Annotated in this window: 23 protein-coding genes; 9 read left to right on the top strand and 14 right to left on the bottom strand. The window is 71.6% G+C overall.

The window, feature by feature from the left end; genetic code table 11:
* Positions 1–75 precede the first annotated feature (75 nt).
* Entirely contained in the window at positions 76–585 is a 510-nt protein-coding gene (locus tag IT780_RS37870; protein ID WP_199516690.1) for a DUF421 domain-containing protein, read from the bottom strand.
* A gap of 211 nt (positions 586–796) precedes the next feature.
* Between IT780_RS37870 and IT780_RS37865 the strand changes: the two genes are divergently transcribed.
* Positions 797–1261, top strand: a complete 465-nt coding sequence (locus tag IT780_RS37865) for a hypothetical protein (RefSeq protein WP_199516689.1) — start codon at positions 797–799, stop codon at positions 1259–1261.
* 54 nt (positions 1262–1315) lie between these two features.
* On the opposite strand, the gene IT780_RS37860 is transcribed toward IT780_RS37865, so the two are convergent.
* The gene (locus tag IT780_RS37860; RefSeq protein WP_199516688.1) at positions 1316–1990 is read right to left on the bottom strand and encodes a response regulator transcription factor; all 675 of its coding nucleotides are present in this window, start codon (positions 1988–1990) and stop codon (positions 1316–1318) included.
* A gap of 58 nt (positions 1991–2048) precedes the next feature.
* Between IT780_RS37860 and IT780_RS37855 the strand changes: the two genes are divergently transcribed.
* Positions 2049–2456, top strand: a complete 408-nt coding sequence (locus IT780_RS37855) for an STAS domain-containing protein (RefSeq protein ID WP_233414166.1) — start codon at positions 2049–2051, stop codon at positions 2454–2456.
* On the opposite strand, the gene IT780_RS37850 is transcribed toward IT780_RS37855, so the two are convergent.
* The gene (locus tag IT780_RS37850) at positions 2457–2870 is read right to left on the bottom strand and encodes an STAS domain-containing protein (RefSeq protein WP_199516686.1); all 414 of its coding nucleotides are present in this window, start codon (positions 2868–2870) and stop codon (positions 2457–2459) included.
* A gap of 109 nt (positions 2871–2979) precedes the next feature.
* Positions 2980–3180, bottom strand: coding sequence for a hypothetical protein (locus IT780_RS37845; protein WP_199516685.1), 201 nt, complete (start codon positions 3178–3180; stop codon positions 2980–2982).
* Between the two features lie 115 nt (positions 3181–3295).
* Here IT780_RS37845 and IT780_RS37840 point away from each other — a divergent pair, with 115 nt between their 5' ends.
* On the top strand, positions 3296–5053 hold the full coding sequence (locus IT780_RS37840; RefSeq protein ID WP_199516684.1) for a DUF6461 domain-containing protein: 1758 nt from the start codon (positions 3296–3298) through the stop codon (positions 5051–5053).
* Positions 5054–5098: 45 nt separating this feature from the next.
* On the opposite strand, the gene IT780_RS37835 is transcribed toward IT780_RS37840, so the two are convergent.
* From IT780_RS37835 to coxB, 10 genes are read right to left on the bottom strand one after another with little or no spacing between them, the layout of a single operon-like run.
* On the bottom strand, positions 5099–6292 hold the full coding sequence (locus IT780_RS37835) for an FAD-dependent monooxygenase (protein ID WP_199516683.1): 1194 nt from the start codon (positions 6290–6292) through the stop codon (positions 5099–5101).
* Entirely contained in the window at positions 6289–7977 is a 1689-nt protein-coding gene (gene qcrB / locus IT780_RS37830) for a cytochrome bc1 complex cytochrome b subunit (RefSeq protein WP_199516682.1), read from the bottom strand. The genes IT780_RS37835 and qcrB overlap by 4 nt, the downstream gene beginning before the upstream one ends.
* Positions 7974–8840: a ubiquinol-cytochrome c reductase iron-sulfur subunit gene (locus tag IT780_RS37825; protein WP_199516681.1), complete on the bottom strand. Its 867-nt coding sequence runs from the start codon at positions 8838–8840 to the stop codon at positions 7974–7976. The genes qcrB and IT780_RS37825 overlap by 4 nt, the downstream gene beginning before the upstream one ends.
* Positions 8837–9628: a cytochrome bc1 complex diheme cytochrome c subunit gene (gene qcrC / locus IT780_RS37820; RefSeq protein WP_199516680.1), complete on the bottom strand. Its 792-nt coding sequence runs from the start codon at positions 9626–9628 to the stop codon at positions 8837–8839. Before qcrC ends, IT780_RS37825 begins: the two co-directional genes overlap by 4 nt.
* A 10-nt stretch (positions 9629–9638) precedes the next feature.
* Positions 9639–10031 carry a c-type cytochrome gene (locus tag IT780_RS37815; RefSeq protein WP_199516679.1) on the bottom strand — a complete coding sequence of 131 codons (393 nt, stop codon included), beginning with the start codon at positions 10029–10031 and terminating at the stop codon, positions 9639–9641.
* Complete coding sequence (locus tag IT780_RS37810; protein ID WP_199516678.1) at positions 10028–10909, bottom strand: cytochrome c oxidase assembly protein; 882 nt, start codon at positions 10907–10909, stop codon at positions 10028–10030. The genes IT780_RS37815 and IT780_RS37810 overlap by 4 nt, the downstream gene beginning before the upstream one ends.
* Complete coding sequence (locus tag IT780_RS37805; protein WP_199516677.1) at positions 10900–11283, bottom strand: hypothetical protein; 384 nt, start codon at positions 11281–11283, stop codon at positions 10900–10902. The genes IT780_RS37810 and IT780_RS37805 overlap by 10 nt, the downstream gene beginning before the upstream one ends.
* A complete protein-coding gene (locus IT780_RS37800) occupies positions 11283–11900 on the bottom strand; it encodes a cytochrome c oxidase subunit 3 (protein WP_199516676.1) in 618 nt (205 codons plus the stop codon). The genes IT780_RS37805 and IT780_RS37800 overlap by 1 nt, the downstream gene beginning before the upstream one ends.
* Positions 11897–13831, bottom strand: coding sequence for a cytochrome c oxidase subunit I (gene ctaD, locus IT780_RS37795; RefSeq protein WP_199516675.1), 1935 nt, complete (start codon positions 13829–13831; stop codon positions 11897–11899). Before ctaD ends, IT780_RS37800 begins: the two co-directional genes overlap by 4 nt.
* A 7-nt stretch (positions 13832–13838) precedes the next feature.
* Positions 13839–14855 carry a cytochrome c oxidase subunit II gene (coxB, locus tag IT780_RS37790; RefSeq protein WP_199516674.1) on the bottom strand — a complete coding sequence of 339 codons (1017 nt, stop codon included), beginning with the start codon at positions 14853–14855 and terminating at the stop codon, positions 13839–13841.
* A 161-nt stretch (positions 14856–15016) separates the two neighbouring features.
* Between coxB and ccsA the strand changes: the two genes are divergently transcribed.
* From ccsA to IT780_RS43640, 6 genes are read left to right on the top strand one after another with little or no spacing between them, the layout of a single operon-like run.
* Positions 15017–15751 (top strand): cytochrome c biogenesis protein CcsA, encoded by a 735-nt coding sequence (ccsA, locus tag IT780_RS37785; RefSeq protein ID WP_199516673.1) that lies wholly within the window; start codon positions 15017–15019, stop codon positions 15749–15751.
* Entirely contained in the window at positions 15748–16146 is a 399-nt protein-coding gene (locus tag IT780_RS37780) for a cytochrome c maturation protein CcmE (protein WP_199516672.1), read from the top strand. Before ccsA ends, IT780_RS37780 begins: the two co-directional genes overlap by 4 nt.
* Complete coding sequence (locus tag IT780_RS37775; protein WP_199516671.1) at positions 16143–18056, top strand: heme lyase CcmF/NrfE family subunit; 1914 nt, start codon at positions 16143–16145, stop codon at positions 18054–18056. The genes IT780_RS37780 and IT780_RS37775 overlap by 4 nt, the downstream gene beginning before the upstream one ends.
* Positions 18057–18097: 41 nt before the next feature.
* Positions 18098–18607 (top strand): TlpA family protein disulfide reductase, encoded by a 510-nt coding sequence (locus tag IT780_RS37770; protein ID WP_199516670.1) that lies wholly within the window; start codon positions 18098–18100, stop codon positions 18605–18607.
* Positions 18604–19494 carry a cytochrome c-type biogenesis protein CcmH gene (locus IT780_RS37765; RefSeq protein ID WP_199516669.1) on the top strand — a complete coding sequence of 297 codons (891 nt, stop codon included), beginning with the start codon at positions 18604–18606 and terminating at the stop codon, positions 19492–19494. Before IT780_RS37770 ends, IT780_RS37765 begins: the two co-directional genes overlap by 4 nt.
* 51 nt (positions 19495–19545) lie before the next feature.
* Entirely contained in the window at positions 19546–19629 is an 84-nt protein-coding gene (locus tag IT780_RS43640; protein ID WP_504739632.1) for a four-helix bundle copper-binding protein, read from the top strand.
* The last annotated feature ends 35 nt before the right edge of the window (positions 19630–19664 follow it).

Here is a 19664-nt window from a genome sequence, read left to right as displayed (position 1 = left end):
GTGGTGTGCGGGCGTACCGGTGCGGGCGCCCGCACACGACAGCGGCCCAACCGCACCGCCCGGTCGGTGAGGGCATCAGGCGCCGTGGACGTTGCCGAGCGCCGTCCGGCTGCCGGCCTGCTGGTGAGGTATCACGCTGAAGGTGCCATCGGTCTCAAGCACCACCGCCGCCACGAGATCGAGGTCACCGATTCCCTGCGACCGGACGGCCTGCAGCACCTCGTTTGCCGTCACTCGCTGTCGCCGCATCGCGCCTTCGTTCATCCGCCCGTTGTGCACCAGCAGCGTGGGGGCGGACTTGAGCAGATGCCGGATGCTGCCACTGCGCACCGACAACCAGGTCGCGACGAACTGCAGGACCACCAGCAGCACCAGTGCCGCCAGCCCTTCGGACAGGGTGACGTCCCGCGAGAGCAGGATTGTCGCCAGCGTGGAGCCCAGCGCCACCGTGACGACGAAGTCGAAGGCGTTCATCTTCGCAAGGGTCCGCTTACCGGAGATCCGCAGGACCACCACGAGCAACGCGTAGGTCAGAACACCGATGACAGCGACGCGCCACAGGTCTTGCACCGAGTCGAAGAACATACGGGCGAACTACCCGCCCGGCCGGTCATGGACGCCCGGCGCGGCTCGGAATTCGGAGGACGTCACGATCCGCGGCCGTGGCACGGTTGACGCCGCCTTGAACCCTCGGTGGCGGAGCGACCGGCGCGAATACTCCACGAGCCGCGATTGAGATATGCGTCCGCCGGTAAGACGCTGCCGGATCGTTCGACCGGCAGAGAGAGACGCATAGATGAACAGAACCAGGATCCGAACTCCACTGGCCGCCGTCATGGTGGCAATGCCGCTGATGCTCGGAGCCTGTGGCGTCGGCGACGGTATCGAGGTGCCGACCACCGCGCCGCTGCGCCCGAGCCCCGCGATCGGCGCCATCACCGACCCGTACTTCAGCAACGACGATTACATCGGGCGGACCGTCACGGTCACCGCCACGGTCAGCAAGGTGATCACGGACCGGTCCTTTGTCCTGACCGGCGACGAGTACGGCGACGACTCGATCCTCGTACTGTCCGCTCCCGGCATCGCGGCCGAACGCGGCAGGCAGGTCACCGTGACCGGTGTCGTGAGTACGTTCACCTACGGCGCCTACTTCGACGACTACGACCTGGGCGGCGCGGACTCGTACGAAGACTTCGACGCCGAGGAGTTCCTGGTCGCCACCGGCACTCCCTCGTCCGGGACGTCACCGTCGACGTGACGCCCATGACGTGGCCGACGGCGGCGGGTCATGGACGAGGTCGGGGTCGGTGTCTCATCGCTGCAGCTTGTATCCGAGGCCGCGGACCGTGACCAGATGGCGGGGCGACCCCGGGCTCTTCTCGATCTTGTGACGCAGCCGCCCGACGTGCACGTCGACGAGGCGTTCGTCGCCGGTCTCATATCCCCAGACGCGTTGCAGCAGCTGCTGCCGGGAAAGAACCTGCCCGGGATGCTCGGCGAGCTCGCACAGCAGGCGGAACTCCGTACGCGTCACAGCGATGGCCGTTTGGTTCAGCCGGACCTCCCCCGCTTCCGGCAGGATCTCCAGGTCGCCGAAGGTCACCACGGAGATGGCCGGCGCGGCGGCCCGGGCCCGGCGACGCAGCGCCCGCAGACGCGCGGCCAGCTCCTTCACGGCGATCGGCTTGACGATGTAGTCGTCGGCACCGGCCTCGAGGCCGGCGACGATGTCATGGGTGTCGTCGCGGGCGCTGACGACGACGATCGGTACGTCGTCCTCCCGGCGGAGCTGGCGGATGCATTCGAACCCGTCCATGCCGGGCAGCATCAGATCGACCAGCACGGTGTCCGCCGGATCGCTGCGCTGACTGGTCAGGCCCTCCTCGGCCGTCGCCACGGCGTGCACGGCGTAGCCCTCGTCCTCCAGGGCCATCGTCAGCGACAGGCGGATCCGGTCGTCGTCCTCGATCAGCAGCACGGAACTCATAACCGCATGATGCCTTGCCCATCCATCCCCGGCACGCAGCCCACAGTCCCCGTGCGGTTTGTCATCCGACTGTCATGGAACTGCGGGCAGGGCGCGATACGCACGGGAAACCCTGAGTCTCGACGCGCCGAGCCGGAACCCACAGGACAGGGAGGGACCGATCCGTACCTCCGAGAACGTCGTAGCGGTGACGGGTCCCCTGACCGTCTCCACGGTCGAGGTGTGGAGCCGCGTACTCACCCGAGCTGTGGCCACCGGTCCGGCCCGGCTGATCATCGACATGACCGCCTGCACGAGCATCGACACGTCGGCGATGGTGACGCTTCTCCGCGTGCACCGGCAGATGGAACGATCCGGGGGACAACTTGTTCTTCGCCGGCCCACACCCGACGTCGAACGCATGCTCTACGTCGCACGCGTCGACCATGTCTTCACGATCGAACGACCGCCGGCACCGGAACGGTGATCAGCCGCTCCCCGGGTGCTTCCCGGACGCCGGCATCCCGTTCCGACCGGCGTACGCCGTGACGCGCGCTGCTGTCATGGCCTGGGGGACGGTGCCGAACGTCGCGAAGACGCTGTCCAGCCGGCTCGCCTGCAGCACGTCGAGCAGGAGTCTCGAAGGGGCCGCCAACAGGAGGTCACCGTCGCGACGGCGTGCCGTCCGGAGTGCCGCCAGCAGGGTACTCAAACCGATGGAGTCGAACGTTCCGGCCCGGGCGAGGTCGACGATGACGCGCGGGTGTGCCCCGAGAGCCGTCTCGAGCACCTCCCGCACGCGGGACGCCGTATCCAGGTCCACGTCACCGACGACCTGTACCAGGGCGGCACCGTGGAGGTGGTGCAGCGACACGCGGTCGTCTGCCGGTACGACTGTCATGGACGCAAGATGTCGCTCATCGAGCCGGTGGGGCTGCACCAGGCCAGACTGGAGCGGCCACATGGCGGTATGCCTGCGGGTCCATGACGGATCCGTGACAACGCGAGGGTTATCCCTCACTTTCCCGCTCGGTGTGCGGCCGCCCGGCCGGGGTTCGACGCCCGCGGCTGAGTCCGGTGGCGATCGCCTCGATGGTTTGTTCGAGGTAGTTGAAGTCCGGGACGGCGACCGCCTCGGCGCGGGCATGCAGGGTGGCTGGCGTGACGGTGTCGTCCATCCGGGCTACGTGGTGCTCGCCGTTGTTGTCCATCTCTGCTTCTTCTCCTTCGGCAGACCTCCGTGAACCACACGCCCTTATCCGTCTGCGCCGCTGCGTAAAAGCTGCCGGGGCCAGAAATGCGGCGGTGCTTCGCTATGGTCGTCCGATGGCCGGTGTTCCCGACACGCCGATCGACGACCTGACGCGATTGGTCGCGACGGCGATGCCCGCGCTCGAACGGCGGATTGCCGCCTCGCCTGCCCGGCTGCTCGGGCGTCTGGGCGCCCCGGAGGCCGTGGACCGCCACGCTGCGGGCAACCACTGGCCGCAGCTCCCGGCCGATGACGAGCCTGCCTGCCTGACAGCGCTCCGCATGCTCGGGCCGCTGCCGGTGGAACGCCTGCTGGGTGCCCTGGAGCTCACCGTGGCCGAGCTGGCCGGCGCGGCGGTGCCGGATCTGCTGGCAGATCTGCCCCAGCCGCCGGACGGCCGGTACGCGTGGATCGCTTCCGGCGGGCACGACAGCGAGGCGACCTCCGCCGCCCGGCTGCTGGAGGGTCTGCGCCCGGGCTTGGCTGACCACACGGTTCACCTGGTGCGCCGGGTCGCCGCGCATCCAGCGCTCGCGGAGTCGCTCCTCGTCGCGCCGGACGCTGTCGACGAGCCGGCGATCGCGGCCGCACACGGCGCCGCTCACCTGGCGCTCGCGGTGGCGGTGGCGGTGGCGGTCGTGGATCAGGCCGATCCGCCGGTCATGGTGGAACGGGCCGCCGCGACCGTGGGCCTGGGCGTCGGTGCGGCGGCACTGCTGCTGCGGGAGACCGCGATGCCGGATGCGTACGCGGCCGCGCTGCTTGCCAAGATCCGCGCGGACTATCTTCTGCCGCGTCATTCATCGACCTCGGTGGAGGTGACGCGACACCGCTTCGCCCTGGTCGAGCATGCCTTTCCGGGAGATGCCGACTTCTCCGCCAACGGACTGGTCGCCGTGGCCGACGGCGGGCTCGTGATCCACACCGGTGTCGGGCGAGGCCGGGTGAACGTCGAGCTGGAGGTGCTGGAGCAGGCACCCGATGAGCTGGAGCCGGGCTGGGAGGAGGCGGTCGAGGTCAGCTGGCACGCTGCCGAGGGCCACGCGGGGCTGGCGGGGCCGGACGGGCCGGAGGGTCGCGGGCTGGACCGGCAGACCCCTCCCTGGCCCGGCGACTACCGGGTCCGGGTCCACGCCCGCGGCCGCGATGACAACGATGCCGAGTACGAGCGTCACAAGCTCGTCGTCTGGGCGGCGCCTGCGGCACCGGAGATCGTGTACAGGCGTACAGACCGCCTGGGGCACCGGCTGCGTGGTGAGCCGGAGCCGGTGCGGCCGCCCCGGCCGGAGCACGCGTACCGGTGGGTGCGCCGCAGTCCGCTCGCGATGGCGGCAACGATCACCGTCGTCACCGGCGCAACCGTCGATCAGGTGCTGCAGGCCTTCGGCGCCGATCCGCACCGGCCCGAGCCGATCGACGCCATTCAGCGCGACCTGTCGCTGCGATCGTCGACCGACTCGTGGGTCAGTGTGCTCGCCGCCGGCGATGCGGTGCTCGTGGTGGAGGAGAACACCTGGCGGGGTACGGATCCGGAGGTGCTCGTCGCCGCGTCGGCAGGCGGGCGGGCGGGCAGCATGTTCTGGAACGTCAACGCGCTCACCCAACTGTCCCTGGCCGAGCACGGCCGGGTGCTCGCCTCCTTCGAACCGTGGGGCGGCGAACAGGTGCCCGCGGAGGTGGCGGCGGCCCTCGACGGGGTCGACTTCGCCGAGCCGGGCGACCGCATCGAGAAGGGGCTGGTCGCGGTGGAACGGTTCACCGGCACCGGCATCAGCGCGGCCGACCTCGGCCGGATCCGGGACGCCGGGATCGGGTACCGCGTCCCGGCGTAGCGCTCGACGCAGGCGGCGATGCCTGTGCCGCCGGCGCGCGCACAGTCAGCCGCTCACACCGGTTCTCCGGGCCTGCTCGGCGATCATCGCGGTCGGTTTGCCGACCAGGGCTCCGGCGACCAGCCGATCGGCGAGCGGCAGCCCGGCCAGGGCGAGGGAGGCGCGACGCAGCCACCGCTGGGTGCGGGTCGCGGGCAGGAACCAGCGCCTGCTCTTGCGGCCGGTGGCCTGCTTGTCGAGCACCACCGGGCGTAGCGCCCGCTCGTAGCCGGCCAGTCCCGCCTCGATGGACGCGCCTCGGGCGAGCCGTTCGGCCAGCACGTAGGCGCCGGCCACGGCCAGGGACGCTCCCTGCCCGGCCAGCAGCGAAACCGCGTACGCGGCATCGCCGAGCAGCACCGTCCGGCGTCGGGTCCAGGAGGGCATGACCACCTGCGCGACGCGGTCGTAGTACACCTGCTCCGACGGCGGGCAGGCGGCCAATGCCCGCGGCGCGATCCATCCGAGAGCGCCGTACTCGGCGCGCAGGGCGGCGCGCGGGTCGGCCGGCAGCGTGTGCTCGGCGCTGGGGTGTACGGCGAACACGGCGACCCGCCCGTCGCGCAGCGCGTAGAAGCCCATCGTGCGGTGCAGCGTGTCCGTCAGACAGAACCGGCCCGCCACCTCTGCGTGAGCCTGCGGGTCGTCGAACGTGAAAGCCGCGGTGTGCAGCCCGAGGTCCCGGACGTAGTCCGCATCCGGCCCGAACACCAGCGCCCGCACCCCGGAATGGACGCCGTCGCAGCCCACCAACAGGTCCGCGGCCAGGGTGCTGCCGTCGTCGGAGGTCACCGTCACGCCGTCGGCACGGTTGTCCACCGCGCTGATCGTGGTGGCGTGGCGCAGATCGACGCCGGCGGGAAGGTGATCCCGCAGCACCTGCTCCAGGTCCGGGCGCCGGATGCTGACCACCCGGCCGCCGGCGGCCTTGGCGAACCTCGCGTACCGCAGCCCGGCGCGGCGGCGCCCGGAATCGTCGCAGTAGGCGAGTTCCTCGACCTGATAGCCCAGCCGCAGGATGCCGGGCAGGATGCCCATCGCCTCCGCGGCGTCGTAACCAGGGCCGAAGAAGTCGAGCATGTACCCGCCGGTGCGCGGACCCGGCGCCTTCTCGATCATGGTGACCTGGGCGCCGTGCGCGTGCAACTGACGGGCCAGGGCCAGCCCGGCGATGCCGGCACCGGAGATGATCGCCTTCATTCCGCGGCCTCCGATCGCGATGATTGCAGACGGTCCGCCCGCCGCCCGAGCACGGCCATCGCCACCCACACCAGGCCGGCGACCACCTTGGTGACCGGCCCCGGCTCACGGCGCGGTGGCGGCAGCACCACCCCTTCCGGCGGCTCGTCCTGCTCCACCGGTATGCCGGGGAAGGCCGTCGTGGCAGCGTCGAGCGCCTCCTGCCGATCGAGGAACACCTCGTTGCTCGTGAGGTCGTCGCCGGACCCGTGCCACCGCCACCGCCACGTGTCGTCCGGGTTGCGCCACAACCGGATGTGCCCCGCCGGATCCGGGGTCTTCTCCGGCGACTCCTCGATGCCGGTCAGGCCGGCGTGCAGATCCTCGCGGGTCAGCTCGCCCACGGTCGTCGCAGAGCCCGCCCGCAACGACCGTGCGACGACGAAAGCGGCGGCCGCAACGGCCAAAGGCAGGACCAGCACCAGAATTTGCAGCGTACGCAGAATGCCGGTCACCGGTAGCCCGGTCAGCCGGGCGATGATGTCGTCGGCCGCGGTGATCAGCAGAACCGTGAAGAACGTCAGGGCGTACGCGCCGACCGCCACCCGTCCCGGCCGCTCGCGGGGTCGCTCCAGGATCTGGTGCGACGCCTTGTCCCCGGTGCGCCACCGTTCCAACCACGGCCAGGCGTACAGCAGCAGGAACGTGACCGTGCCCAGTCCGACGGCGGGGAAGAACGGCGCCGGCACGAGGTGACCGGCGATGTGGACTTCGATCGGCGGGAACAGGCGCAGAGCACCGTCGCCCCAGGCCACGTACCAGTCGGGCTGGGCGGGCGAGGTGGCCTGCGCGGGATGGAAGGGTCCGTAGATCCACACCGGGTTGATCTGCACGAGGCCGCCGAGTGCGAACACGGCGGCCAGGACGCCGGCCAGCAGGCTCAGCGACCGGACCGCGTACGCGGGCCACAGCCGGGAGCCGACGACGTTGTGTTCCCGGCGGCCCGGCCCGGGGAACTGGGAGTGCTTCTGCCGGATGATCATGACGAGGTGCAGCGAGATGAGGGCCAGGAAGATCGCCGGCACGATGAGCACGTGGCTGATGTACAACCTCGGCGTGGTCTCATCGCTGGGGAACTCGCCGCCGACGGCCAGCATCGCGATCCACGAGCCCACCACCGGGACGGACAGCACCGTCGAGTAGATGATCCGCAGGCCGGTCCCCGACAGCAGATCGTCGGGCATCGAGTAGCCGGTGAATCCGTTGAGCAGTGCCAGCGCCAGCATCGTGACACCCACGACCCAGTTCAGCTCGCGTGGCCGGCGGAACGCCCCGGTGAAGAAGACCCGCAGCAGGTGCACGACGATCGCGGCGACGAACAGCAGGGCCGCCCAGTGATGCGCCTGCCGCATCAGCAGGCCCGCGCGCACGTCCCAGCTCAAGGCCACCGTGGACGCGAAAGCACTGGACACCTTCGAGCCGTCGAGCGGCTGGTAAGCCCCGTCGTACACGGTCTCGGCGGTGCTGGGTTCGAAGAACAGGGTCAGATAGGTGCCGGTCAGCACCAGCGCGAGGAACGCGTAGATCGCCACCTCGCCGAACATGAACGTCCAGTGGTCCGGGAAAACCTTGGCCAGAGCCGTACGGCCGGCCGACGTGGTGCCGAGCCGGGCGTCGAGGGCGCGGTAGAGGCGTCGGGTGATCATGGGTAGCTCCAGAACCCGGCGCCTGGCGGGGAGGTGAAGTCGCCGCGGGCGCGCAGGAAGCCGTCGGCGTCGACCTCGATCGGCAGCCCGGGCAGGGCCCGCGCGGCCGGCCCGGCGATCGGCGCGGCGTCACGGTTGAGGTCGAACGCGCTCTGATGGCACGGGCACAACATGCGGGCGGTGGTCTGCTCGTACAACGCGACGGGGCATCCGGCGTGGGTGCACAGCAACGAATACGCGACCACGTCGCCGGCCCGGCCCGCCGCGGGTTGACGGCGCAGCCGCTCCGGATCGAGCCGGACGAGGAACGCGGGGGCGTCGCCGTCGCGGGTGTGGCCCTCGGGGACCACGATCTGGATGGTCTCCGGGCCGACGTCGGTGAGCCGGACCGGCGTCCCCTCCGGGGTCACGAGGCGGACCCCGGGCTCCCACGCCGTGTGCCGCAGGATGGTGACCGGGTCCGGTTTGCGGAAGGAGAGCAGCGACCGCAGCGGGAACAGCAGTGCGACACCGATGGAACCGACACCGAGCATCAGCATGCCCATCAGGCCACGGCGCCCGAGCGGGCTCTCCGGGCCGTTCATCGCCTCGGCGAGCAGGTCCCGCCGCCGGGGCGGGGCGCTCAGTTCGGGCATCTCCTCGACGTAGCCGCCGGTCGGCAGCAGCCGGCGGCCCCAGGCTGCCAGGCCGTACGCCAGCCCCGCGAAAGCGATGCCCAGGCTGATCCCGAGCAGTTGGGTGTTGCCGCCGAGGCTGTAGGTCACGGCGAACCCGACGGCTCCGAGCATCGCCACGCCGAAGGCGAGACGGATGCGGCGGACGGCGCCCTTCTCCCCGCTGATCGGCCCCTGTGCGCGGCTCATCGAACCCGGCTCCCGAGCCGGCGGGCGAGCAGCAGCAGAGCCCCGAGTCCCAGCACCCAGGCCACGGCGCCCTCCGGGAACGGGCCGAGGCGCCCGAGGGACCACCCGCCCTGGTCGATCTGGCCGCGGTCGTCCTGAAGGACGTCGACGTAGGCCGCGATGTCGTCCACCTCCTCGCCGGTCAGGATGCCGGGGGGAAAGGCCGGCATGAGGCCGGGACCCACCCGCACGGCCTCGCCGACCTGGGTGGGCGTGGCCTCGAAGAGCGATGGCGCGAACCGCCCGTTGGTCAACGTCGCCCCGACGCCGGCAGCCGAGTGGCAGGCCGAGCAGTAGGTCAGGTACAGCTCACGCCCGGACTGTGTGTTCCCGCCGCCGACCGTGGGGATCGGCGGTCCACCGCCGGGCGGGAAGGAGGCGACGTGCTGGACCAGCGCCCGGATTTCGGACTCGGAGAACACGGGCTCCTGGTGCACGTTGATCTGTCGCTCCTCGCGCAACGGCATGCGGCCGGTGCTGAGCTGGAAGTCCACGGATGCCGGCCCGACGCCGGTCAACGACGGCCCGCGATGGCTGCCCTCACCCTGCTGCCCATGGCAGCTCGCACAGTTCCGCTGATAGAGCACCGTGCCGGAGTCGTCTGCGGCGATCGGCGGCGGGGACGCAGCCGGCGGCGGGGAAGACGGCGACGGTCTCGGCGCCGCCAGCGGCAGGCCGAGCACGCCGAGGCCCGCCGCGGCTGCCAGGACCCGACGGCCGCGGCACGGTGTGGGGGGTACGTCGGTCACGGTGTGCCCCTCAATCCAGAGTGAACAGGTAGGCGGCGATGTCCTGGGCGTCGGTTGCGGTGACGCCGATGTCGGGCATGGCGGTGCCGGGCTCGACCGCCTGCGGGTTCCGCACCCACTGCTGCAGGTTCGGGCCGCTGTTGACGAGCTCTCCGGCGATGTACGACCGTTTGCCGAATTTGGTCAGCGGTGGCCCCACCAGTCCGTCGGCTCCCTTGATGCCGGGCACCGTGTGGCAGGAGCCGCAGCCGTACGAGTCGATCAGCCGGGCGCCGCGGGCCGGGTCACCGGCGGGCACCTCCGGCGGCGGCGCAGGGGGCACCGCCGCACAGGCAGCGGGGGCGAGGAGCAGGGCGGCCGTCGCGGCCACCGGCCAGAGCACGCGCAGACGACGAGTGATCATGCCGATATCTCCTCTCGGCGGGGCCGCAGGTCACGTCCGGCGGGGCTGCTCCGGTCGAGCGCGAGCATCCAGCGCAGGAAGAGGGTGACCGCGGTGACGAGCATGACGACGTCCATCGGGACCCACATGACCAGACCGGCGAGCTGCTGGTCGGCGAGCGGGTCCGGGCCGGCCAGTGTCCCGGCGGGGTAGATCGGCCCGGAGGCCAGCGTGAGGACGGCCCCAAGTGCGGCCGCGGGCATGCCGGTGGCGAACAGCAGCAGGAACGACGCCGGGCCGCCGAGGCTGTTGGCGTGCGGTGTCAGCACGGTGGACCAGAGCAGCCAGGCCGCCACCAAGAACGAGGTGTGTTCCGCCGCGTGCACGATGGCGCTGTGCTCCGCCCAGCCGTACGGGCGCGGCAGATGCCACCACCACAACATCGCCGTGTGGATCCCGGCGGCGACCAGGGCCAGGTTGAGCGGCCGGCGCAGCCACCGGCCGGGCGGTCCGGACCGCAGGCGCGCCACCGTCGTCCTGACCCGGCGGGGCGCGGCGAGTGTCAGCGGGAGCCCGGCTCCGCCGCAGGCGAGCAGTGGTCCCGCGCCGAGCATGAGGACCATGTGCTGCACCATGTGCCCGGCGAACGACCGTTCGGCCAGCTGGTCCACCGGGCCGCGCTGGGCGAGCAGCACCACGACCAGCCCGGCGGCGAATGCCGCGGCACGCCACTGCGACACCACGGCACCCCGGCCGCGTCGAGCCCACAGTTCATGAACGCCGCGGCCGTATGCGGCACCCAGCCCCGCCAGCGCCAGCAGGGCCACCACCTCGGTGCCCGCGCCGGCGCGTCCCGCATCGGCGTGGGCCAGGATCACGGTCGTCGCGGTCACTGACATGGCGCCAGCACCAGGACGGCGGCGCCACCCGCGAGAATGATGGCCAGGAACAGGGCGTCGGCACCCAGACCGATCAGCAGCAGCATCCCGGTGCGTTGCATCCGGGGACTGTCGTCCTCGCGCGCCGCAGCCGTGGCCCGCCGCCAGCCCCGCCAGGCCAGCAGCAGGGCCGCGAGCGTGACGAGCGCCGGAACGACCACCCCGGCGCCGACGATGCCGCGCACCGGGACACCGCCGACGCTGGTGTTACCGGCCTGACACGTCAGCTCGTCGACGCCCCAGGCGACGAACAGATGCACGGTCCAGGCAAGAGCGCCACCCAGCACCGCGAACCACAGGAGGAAACCGCCGGCCCGGCGGGTCTGTGTCGGCATCACAACCTCGGCGAGAGATAGAGGCACAGGAAGATCGCCACCCAGACGACGTCCACGAAGTGCCAGTAGATGGCGGTCAGCCGGACCCGCTCGTGCCGCCGGTAGCCGAAACTGCCACGCAGCGAGGCGGCCAGCAGCCAGCCGGCCATCAGCAGCCCGACCGCCACGTGGAACCCGTGCAGGCTGGTGGTGGTGTAGAACAACGAGCTGTACGCGTCCGTGGTCAGGGTGTGCTTCTTGAGGTCCTCGGAGTACTCCCACGCCTGCATGCCGAGGAAGGCCAGCCCGAGCACCATCGTGATGGCGAGCCCGGTGCGCAGCCGCCACCGCTGTCCCTTGCGGATGCCCCGTTCGGCCCACATGACGGGCACGCTGCTCGGCAGCAGCAGCGCCGTCATGATGACGACCTTCGTGAGCTTCGGGTCCTCCAGGGGCGGCGGCGGCCACTGCGGGCCGGACTGGAAGCGGATGTAGAAGTAGCTGCCCAGCAGGGCGGCGAAGATGGTCGCCTCGGTCGTGACGAACAGGACCATGCCCCACCAGCCGGTGGTCCGCCCCGAGGGCATCTCGGCCGACAACAGCCGCGGCGCCATCGCCTTCTCGGCCACCGCCGTCATGACGCCACCCCCGCTTCCTCGGGCGTGCGTTCCGGTGGCCACAGCCAGCGCGCGAGCGCGCCGAAGATCAGGAGCGCGCCGGCCCCGGCGAGCCAGTACCAGCCCGTCCAGTACCACGCCCAGAGCAGTCCGAGGACGGCGACGAGGATGCCCACGGCGGCCGCCAGGGGCAGCAGCGACGCCTCCGGCATCTCGATTGCGCCTTCCTCCCGTCCGTCCAGCTCACTGGTGGTCATCGCCTGGTGGCCGGGCAGCGGTTCGCCGGTGGCCAGGGCGACGGTGGTGCGCTCGTCCCACATCGGATGCAGGCTGTGCACCCGCGGCACGGCGGCGAAGTTGTACGGCCGCGGCGGCGAGGCGGTCCCCCACTCGAGGGTGTCGCCCTGCCACGGATCGTCCGGCGCGGGAGCTCCGCGGCGTACGGCGTGGACGACACCGATGAGCACCAGCAGCAGGCCGACCGCGAGGATGTACGCGCCGATGGTCGATATGAGGTTCCACAGGTCCCAGCCGAGGCCGCCCGGATAGGTGTAGATGCGCCGCGGCATGCCCAGCAGACCGGAGACATGCATCGGCATGAAGGTGGTGTTGAAGCCGGCGAGGACGAGCCAGAAGGCCCAGCGGCTCAGTTTCTCGGCGTACATGCGGCCGGTGAACTTGGGCAGCCAGAAGTAGATGCCGGCGAGCATCGGGAACACCGCACCGCCGAACAGCACGTAGTGGAAGTGCGCCACCACGAAGTAGGAGTCGGTCACCTGCTGGTCGAAGGCCGTGATGGCGAACATGACGCCGGTGAAGCCGCCGAGCACGAAGGTCACGATGAACCCGACGACGAACAGGAACGGCGTACGCACGACGATCCGGCCGCGCAGCATCGTGAACAGCCAGGCGAAGATCTGGATGCCGGACGGGATGGTGATCAAAGTGCTGGCCGCGCTGAAGAAGCTGTAGGACAGCTGCGGCAGCCCGGTGGCGAACATGTGGTGCACCCAGACGCCGAAGCTGATGATCGAGATGGTGACGATCGCCAGGACCATCAACGGGTACGCGACGACGCCGCGGCGGCAGAACGCGGGCAGCACCGCCGAGACGATGCCCAGCGCCGGCATCACGATGATGTACACGTCCGGATGCCCGAAGATCCAGAACAGGTGCTGCCACAGCAGGGTGCTGCCGCCGTGCCCCGGGTCGAAGAAGTGGGCGCCGAAGCGACGGTCCAGGAACAGCATGGCGTTGGCCAGGTTCAGCGCCGGTAGCGCGAAGATCACCATGAACGAGGTGCCGACGATCGCCCAGACGAACAGCGGCATCCGGTTGAGCGACATCCCGGGTGCGCGCATCTTGACCACGGTGACGATGAAGTTGATCGCGCCGGCGGTGGTCGAGACGCCGAGGAACAGCAGCCCGAGCGAGTAGACGTCGAGGTTGATGCCGGTCGAGTACGGCGTGTCGGTCAGTGGCACGTAGCCGAACCAGCCGCCGTCCGGGGCCCGGCCGACGAGCTGGCTGGTGAACATGACGGTCCCGGCGAACACGAACACCCAGTAGCCGAAGGCGTTCAGGCGGGGGAAAGCCATGTCGCGGGCGCCGATGAGCAGCGGCACCAGGAAATTGCCGAAACCGAAGAACATCGGCGTCGAGAACAAGAAGATCATCGCGGTGCCGTGCATGGTGAACAGCTGGTCGTACGCCTCCGGCGACAGCACCGTCGCGTTCGGCCGCGCCAGCTGCGTGCGCAGGATCATGGCGTCGGTGCCGGCCAGGATGAAGAAGACTCCGGCGGTCACCATGTACCGGCGGCCGATGCGCTTGTGGTCCACCGTGCTGAACCAGCTGCGCAGCGACGGCCGTTCACCCCAGTCCTGCTCGAGCTCGGCAACGGCCTCGTCGCGAGAGGTGGAGCGCGACTGTTCCTCGGTGTCGACGGACATGCGGCTCCTACTTCAGTGATTGCAGGTACGACAGCAGGTCCTGGAGGTCCTGCGCGGGGACGGGCTGCGGCGGCATCTTGTTGCCCGGCTTGATGGTCTGGGAGTTGACGATCCAGCCGCCGAGGTGGCCGGCGTCGTTCGGGGCGGCGCCGGCGCCGATGCTCCAGCGGGAGCCGATCGTGGTCAGGTCGGGCCCCACCTCGCCGGTCGCGGGGGTCCCGCGCACGGTGTGGCAGGACGCGCACGAGCTGCGCTCGAAGACCTCCCGGCCGCGTTGCTGGGCGGCGCTCAGCGTCGTCGTCGCGGGACGCGCGAGGGATGCCACCCACGTGTCGAACTCCGCGCGGGGCTGGGCAACCACCATCAGCGCCATGAACGCGTGCTGCTTACCGCAGTACTCCGCGCACTGGGCGCGGTACTGCCCCACGTTGTCGGTCTTCAGCCAGGTCTGGTTCACCTTGCCGGCGATCAGGTCGGTCTTGGGCATGAGCTGCGGCACCCAGAAGCTGTGCTGCACATCCGCCGTCCGCAACCGCACCCGGACCGGTTCGCCCACCGGGATGTGCAGCTCGTTGGCGGTCACGGCACCGGCGGGGTCGGTGTATCGGATCTCCCACCACCACTGGTGCCCGATCACCTCGACGGTCGCCGAGGGGTCCTGACGCGGCGCGGCCAGGGCGTTGAGGTCACGCAGCCCGAGACCGTAGACGGTGACCAGGATGGCGAACGGGATGACGACACCCAGCACCGCGATGCCGCCGATGGCATCGCCACCGCGGATCGTCGCCCGGGCCCGGCGGCGGCGCCACAGAGCCCAGCCGAGCAACAGCATGACCTCGGCGAAGACGGCCATCGCGATCCAGAACATCAGCCACCACAGGCCCTCGATGCGCTGGGCACCCTCGCCCGAGGCCTGCAACGTGGACTGCTGGTGGCGCGCGCAGCCGCCGAGGACCAGCGCGCACCCGACGGCCGTCAGTCGCCACGGTGCACGGGCCCCGCGCCGCGATGGGTCACGCCGCATCCGTTCCTCCTCTCGTCGCGGGGCGCACCCCTGCCCCGCACCGCCGACGCTCAAAACGGCCGGTCGACAGAAATTCAGCCGCCGGGTTTCGCCGGGCCCGGCCGTTTGAGCCGCTGTGGCCGGGGCAAGGGCGCGCCCCGGAGATTCGCGGAGGAGCAACCATGCCGAACAACTTGCCGACACCGCTGCTCGACGGCCGCCGGGCGGCACGGGACCGGCGCAACCTCGGCTGGGGTGCGCTGGGGCTGGGCGTGGCGGGCGCGCTGACCGGCCTGACCGTCGCCCCGCCCGACGCCGCCCAGGGCCAGGCGCAGCGGTTGATGTACCTGCACGTGCCCGCGGCGTGGACGGCGTACCTCGCGTTCTTCGCCGTCCTGGTCGGCAGTGGGGCGTACCTCGTCTGGTCGGATCCGCGCTGGGACCGGGCCGCGCGTGCCGCGGCCGAGATCGGTCTGGGCGCCACCGCGGTCACCTTCGCCGCGGGGACCGTCTGGGGACGAGCGACCTGGGGGGTCTGGTGGGCGTGGGATCCGCGCATCGTCAGCACGATCGTGCTGTTCCTGGTCTACGCCGCCCAGCTGACCCTGCGCTGGTCCAAACCGGATCCGCACCGCGGCGCCCGGCACGCGGCCTGGCTCGGCGCGGCCGGCTTCGTCACCGTGCCCGTGGTGCACTTCTCGGTGGTCTGGTGGCGGTCACTGCACCAGCAGGCCACGGTCCTGGCGCCGAGCGTGAGCCCGCCGATCGACACCATCATGCTGGCCTCGCTGCTGGTGTGCGCCGCAGCCGCCAGCATCACCGCGGCCTGGTTGTTCCTATGGCGCCTCGCCGTCCTGGAGGCCCGTACGGGCGTCCGCGCCGCCGCACCACACGCGGTACCGGCGGGCCGCCGATGAGCCCGCGACGCAGCCGTGCGCTCCTGCTCCTGCTCGTGGTCGCCGGCATCGCCCTGCTGATGACAGCCGGCCTGCAGAACACCCTGACCTTCTACCGCTCCCCCAGCGAGGTCACCCAGGGCTCCTCCGCGCACGAACGGGTCCGGCTCGGCGGGCAGGTGGTGCCGGGGTCGCTGCGCACCGACGCCGGTCTCACCCGGTTCCGGATCAGCGACGGCACCACCGAGATCCCGGTCGAACAGGTCGCCGATCTGCCGGGCACCCTGCGCGAAGGCCAGCAGGCCGTCGTCGAGGGCACCCTCGACGACCGGGGCGTCTTCCGCTCCGACACGGTCATGGCCAAGCACGGCAACGAGTACCGGCCCGCCGAGGCGGGCGGACAGGACAGCCGGTGATCGGCCAGGCGGGCAGCGTCGTGCTGGGCGCCGGGCTCGTCGCCGCGGTCGCCACCACCCTGTTGTGGTCACGGGTGGCGCTGCTGGGCGTCTCCGCCCGGCCGGCCCGCGCGGCCACCTGGACCACCCTCGCCATGGCGGCCGCAGCCTGCGGCGTGCTGGAGGCGGCGCTCATCGGTCACGACTTCAGCGTCCGCTACGTCGCCGAGAACGGCGGCCGCGACGTCCCGCTGTACTACACCGTCACCAGCCTGTGGGCGGCGCTGGACGGATCGCTGCTGCTGTGGCTGCTGATCCTGGCCGGCTGTGCCGTGGCGATGGGCGGCCGACGGCCCGGGCGGGCGGGTCCGCTGCGGCCGTACGCGATGGCCGTCGCCGGTGCCGCGACGGTCTTCTTCTTCGCCCTCACGTACTTCGCCGCGAACCCGTTCACGGCAGTGTCCCCGGTCCCGGCCGACGGGCCCGGGCCCAACCCCCTGCTGCGTGAGCACCCGGCCATGGGCGTCCACCCGCCACTGTTGTACGCCGGCTACATCGGCATGGTGGTGCCGTTCGCGTACGGTGTCGCCGCCCTGCTCGCCGGGCGCACCGACCGGCTCTCCGTGGCGCTGATGCGCCGGTGGACGCTGATCGCCTGGGCGCTGCTCACCGCCGGGATAACGATGGGCGCGTGGTGGTCGTACGCGGTACTCGGCTGGGGCGGCTACTGGGCCTGGGACCCGGTGGAGAACGCCTCGCTGCTGCCGTGGCTGACCGCGACCGCCCTGCTGCACACGCTGGCGGCACGACGCCGGACCGGCGCCCTGCACCCTTGGACGGTCGCGCTGGCCTGCAGCAGCTTCCTGCTGGTGCTGATCGGCACGTTCCTGACCCGCTCCGGCGCCGTGGCAAGCGTGCACGCGTTCACGACCTCACCGCTCGGCCCCATGCTGCTGGGCTTCGTCCTGGCGAGCGTCGCCGGCGTCCTCGGGCTGCTGGTCTGGCGGTCCCGCGAGCCCGATTCGGTTCCGGCGTCGCCGCTGCTGGCCCGCGAGTCGGTGATGACGGGCAACGCCGTGCTGATGGTGGCCCTGGCGGCGATCGTGCTCACCGGGACCCTGTTCCCGTTGCTGGTGCAGGCGGTTCAGGGCGATGCGGCGTCCGTGGGGCCGGGGTACTTCAACCGCTCGGCCGTACCCGTGGCGCTGGTGGTGCTGCTGCTCATGGGCGTGGCGCCGCTGCTGCGGGCGGACCGTGCCGCGGACCTTCGGCGGCTGGCCATGCCGGCGGCGGCAGGGCTCGGCGCCGCGGCCGTGGTCGGATTGCTCAGCCGGCCCGGAGTCCTGCCGCTGACAGCCTTCGCGCTCGGCGCCTACGTCCTCACAGGACTCCTGCAGGCGGCCGTCCGGCAGCGGAGGAGCCTGCGCCGGTCGGGTTGGCTGCTCGCGCACGCCGGGATCGCCGTCGTGGCCGTCGGGGTCGCCGCGTCGTCGGCGTACACGGTCAGCACCGAACAGCAGCTCAAGGTCGGCGAGACAGTCACCGCCGGCGATGTGACCGCCCGGCTGGTGCGGGTCGACCGTACGGCCGGACGCGGCGACATGAGCAGCCGCGTCCACCTGGAGCTCGGTGGCGGCGCCGACGGCCGCAGCGAACCGGCGTTGCGCTACTACCCGGCCCGGGACCTCACCGTCAGCGTCCCGGCCATCCGATCGCACATCAGCGGAGACGTGTACGCCACCGTCCTTGCCGCCACACCGGACGGGACCGCGGCCACCGTACGCCTGGCCGTGAATCCCCTGGTCTGGCTCGTCTGGCTCGGCGGCGCCCTCACCGCCCTCGGCGCAACGGCGGCGGCGCTACGGCCACCGTCTCGGCGGCGAGCCCGAATCCCGGCGGCGGATGCCGAGGCACCGGTCGGTGCGGCATGAGGCGGGGACGGGTTCTCTCGGCGCTGCTGGCGGCTGCGGCCGTGACTGCCCTGGGTGTCACGTTGGCGTCCGGCGTCGGGCGGCCCTCAGGGGATGCGGCACCGACGGCGGCCGGCCCGGTCACCCAGGCGCGCAGCGGAACCGCTCCGGCCCTCACCGGAACCACCCTGACCGGCGCCACGTTCGATGCGGCGGCGCTGCGCGGCAAGGTGGTCCTGGTCAACGTGTGGGCGTCCTGGTGCGACCCGTGCCGGCAGGAACTGCCCGTGCTGGCCGCCGCCCAGCGCCGGTGGGCGGCCCGCGGGCTGGCGGTCGTCGGCATCGACATCCGCGACAACGCGGAATCGGCCCGGGCGCTGCTCTCCGGCCTCGGCGTGCAGGACCTGCAGAGCATCGCCGATCCCCAGGGCACCACCGCGGTCGCGTGGGGTGCCCGTGGGGTGCCGGAGACCTTCGTGGTCGACCGGTCCGGGCAGGTGCGCTGGTGGGCTCAGGGTGCGGTGGACGCCGCCTGGATGGAGCAGCGGGTCAGCCCGCTGATGAGCTCATGACCCTCCGCCGGTTCCTCACGCTCGGCCTGCTCGTCGTGCTCCTGGGCGCCGCCGGAACGGCGGTGTGGCGCTCGGCCGGACCACGGCCCGAGAGCGCCCACAGCATCGCCGAGCAGCTGCTCTGCCCAACCTGCCAGGGCGAGTCCGTGGCCCAGTCCCAATCCCCCATGGCTGCCGCCATGCGCGACACCATCGATCAACAACTCGCCGCCGGACGAACACCGGAGCAGGTCCGCCGGTTCTTCGTCGACCGGTACGGACCGGACGTGCTGGCCGAGCCGTCGTACCGCGGTCTCGGGCTCCTCTTGTGGCTGCTGCCGGGGCTGACCGTCGCGCTCGTCGCCGGGCTCGCCCTCCGCCGGCGACGACGAAAGCCCGACGGGCCCTCGCCCGCAGAGGCCCCCGCCGAGGCACCGCCGGCACGCAGAAGACCGTCACGCGCCTGGGACGCCGTCGCGGTCGCTGTGATCGCCCTCGTCGCCGCCGTGGCCGTCGCGAGCCCGCACCGCGCCTCCGACACGCGGCCCGCTCCGACGGCCGACCGAAACACGTCCCTGCAGTCGCTGGCACAGTCGCTGGAAGACCAGGGACGCTACGCCGAAGCAGCGGAGGTGTACCGCGACGTGGTGACCCAGCGCCCGGACGACCGCACGCGGCTCAAACTGGCGTTCGCCCTGCTGCGCGCCGAGCGGGCAACGGAGGCCGCTATCACCGCCGAGCAGGTGCTCCACGACTCCCCCACGAGCACCGACGCCCTGCTGATCCTCGGCCTGGCCCAGCGCGCCTCCGGATCACCCGCGGCGACGGCGACGCTGCGCCGGTTCCTGAAGGCCGCACCCGCGGACCCGGCCGCCGCCGAGGTCCGCCGGCTACTCGCCGCACCCTGAGGGCCGCGCCCGCGTATCCGCACCCTGGCAAGGTCGCCGCGGCGCGACGGGATGCACGAGCACTGCCGGATCTGCGCGGACACGTGCCGCCGCTGCGACCAGGCGTGCCCCGACCTCCTCGGCGCCATGAGCTGACGCCGCGCCGCGTACCGGGGTGTCTGCTGCGTACC

Source organism: Nucisporomicrobium flavum (genome assembly GCF_016464385.1).
GTDB classification, from domain to species: domain Bacteria; phylum Actinomycetota; class Actinomycetes; order Mycobacteriales; family Micromonosporaceae; genus Actinoplanes; species Actinoplanes flavus_A.
This window is presented reverse-complemented; position numbering and strand designations above follow the sequence as displayed.

Excerpts from the sequence above, each read along its gene's own strand:
- IT780_RS37870 (WP_199516690.1), bottom strand. The coding sequence starts at position 585 with ATGTTCTTCGACTCGGTGCAAGACCTGTGGCGCGTCGCTGTCATCGGT.
- IT780_RS37865 (WP_199516689.1), top strand. The coding sequence starts at position 797 with ATGAACAGAACCAGGATCCGAACTCCACTGGCCGCCGTCATGGTGGCA.
- IT780_RS37860 (WP_199516688.1), bottom strand. The coding sequence starts at position 1,990 with ATGAGTTCCGTGCTGCTGATCGAGGACGACGACCGGATCCGCCTGTCG.
- IT780_RS37850 (WP_199516686.1), bottom strand. The coding sequence starts at position 2,870 with ATGACAGTCGTACCGGCAGACGACCGCGTGTCGCTGCACCACCTCCAC.
- IT780_RS37845 (WP_199516685.1), bottom strand. The coding sequence starts at position 3,180 with ATGGACAACAACGGCGAGCACCACGTAGCCCGGATGGACGACACCGTC.
- IT780_RS37840 (WP_199516684.1), top strand. The coding sequence starts at position 3,296 with ATGGCCGGTGTTCCCGACACGCCGATCGACGACCTGACGCGATTGGTC.
- IT780_RS37835 (WP_199516683.1), bottom strand. The coding sequence starts at position 6,292 with ATGAAGGCGATCATCTCCGGTGCCGGCATCGCCGGGCTGGCCCTGGCC.
- qcrB (WP_199516682.1), bottom strand. The coding sequence starts at position 7,977 with ATGATCACCCGACGCCTCTACCGCGCCCTCGACGCCCGGCTCGGCACC.
- IT780_RS37825 (WP_199516681.1), bottom strand. The coding sequence starts at position 8,840 with ATGAGCCGCGCACAGGGGCCGATCAGCGGGGAGAAGGGCGCCGTCCGC.
- IT780_RS37815 (WP_199516679.1), bottom strand. The coding sequence starts at position 10,031 with ATGATCACTCGTCGTCTGCGCGTGCTCTGGCCGGTGGCCGCGACGGCC.
- IT780_RS37810 (WP_199516678.1), bottom strand. The coding sequence starts at position 10,909 with ATGTCAGTGACCGCGACGACCGTGATCCTGGCCCACGCCGATGCGGGA.
- IT780_RS37805 (WP_199516677.1), bottom strand. The coding sequence starts at position 11,283 with ATGCCGACACAGACCCGCCGGGCCGGCGGTTTCCTCCTGTGGTTCGCG.
- IT780_RS37800 (WP_199516676.1), bottom strand. The coding sequence starts at position 11,900 with ATGACGGCGGTGGCCGAGAAGGCGATGGCGCCGCGGCTGTTGTCGGCC.
- ctaD (WP_199516675.1), bottom strand. The coding sequence starts at position 13,831 with ATGTCCGTCGACACCGAGGAACAGTCGCGCTCCACCTCTCGCGACGAG.
- coxB (WP_199516674.1), bottom strand. The coding sequence starts at position 14,855 with ATGCGGCGTGACCCATCGCGGCGCGGGGCCCGTGCACCGTGGCGACTG.
- ccsA (WP_199516673.1), top strand. The coding sequence starts at position 15,017 with ATGCCGAACAACTTGCCGACACCGCTGCTCGACGGCCGCCGGGCGGCA.
- IT780_RS37780 (WP_199516672.1), top strand. The coding sequence starts at position 15,748 with ATGAGCCCGCGACGCAGCCGTGCGCTCCTGCTCCTGCTCGTGGTCGCC.
- IT780_RS37765 (WP_199516669.1), top strand. The coding sequence starts at position 18,604 with ATGACCCTCCGCCGGTTCCTCACGCTCGGCCTGCTCGTCGTGCTCCTG.
- IT780_RS43640 (WP_504739632.1), top strand. The coding sequence starts at position 19,546 with ATGCACGAGCACTGCCGGATCTGCGCGGACACGTGCCGCCGCTGCGAC.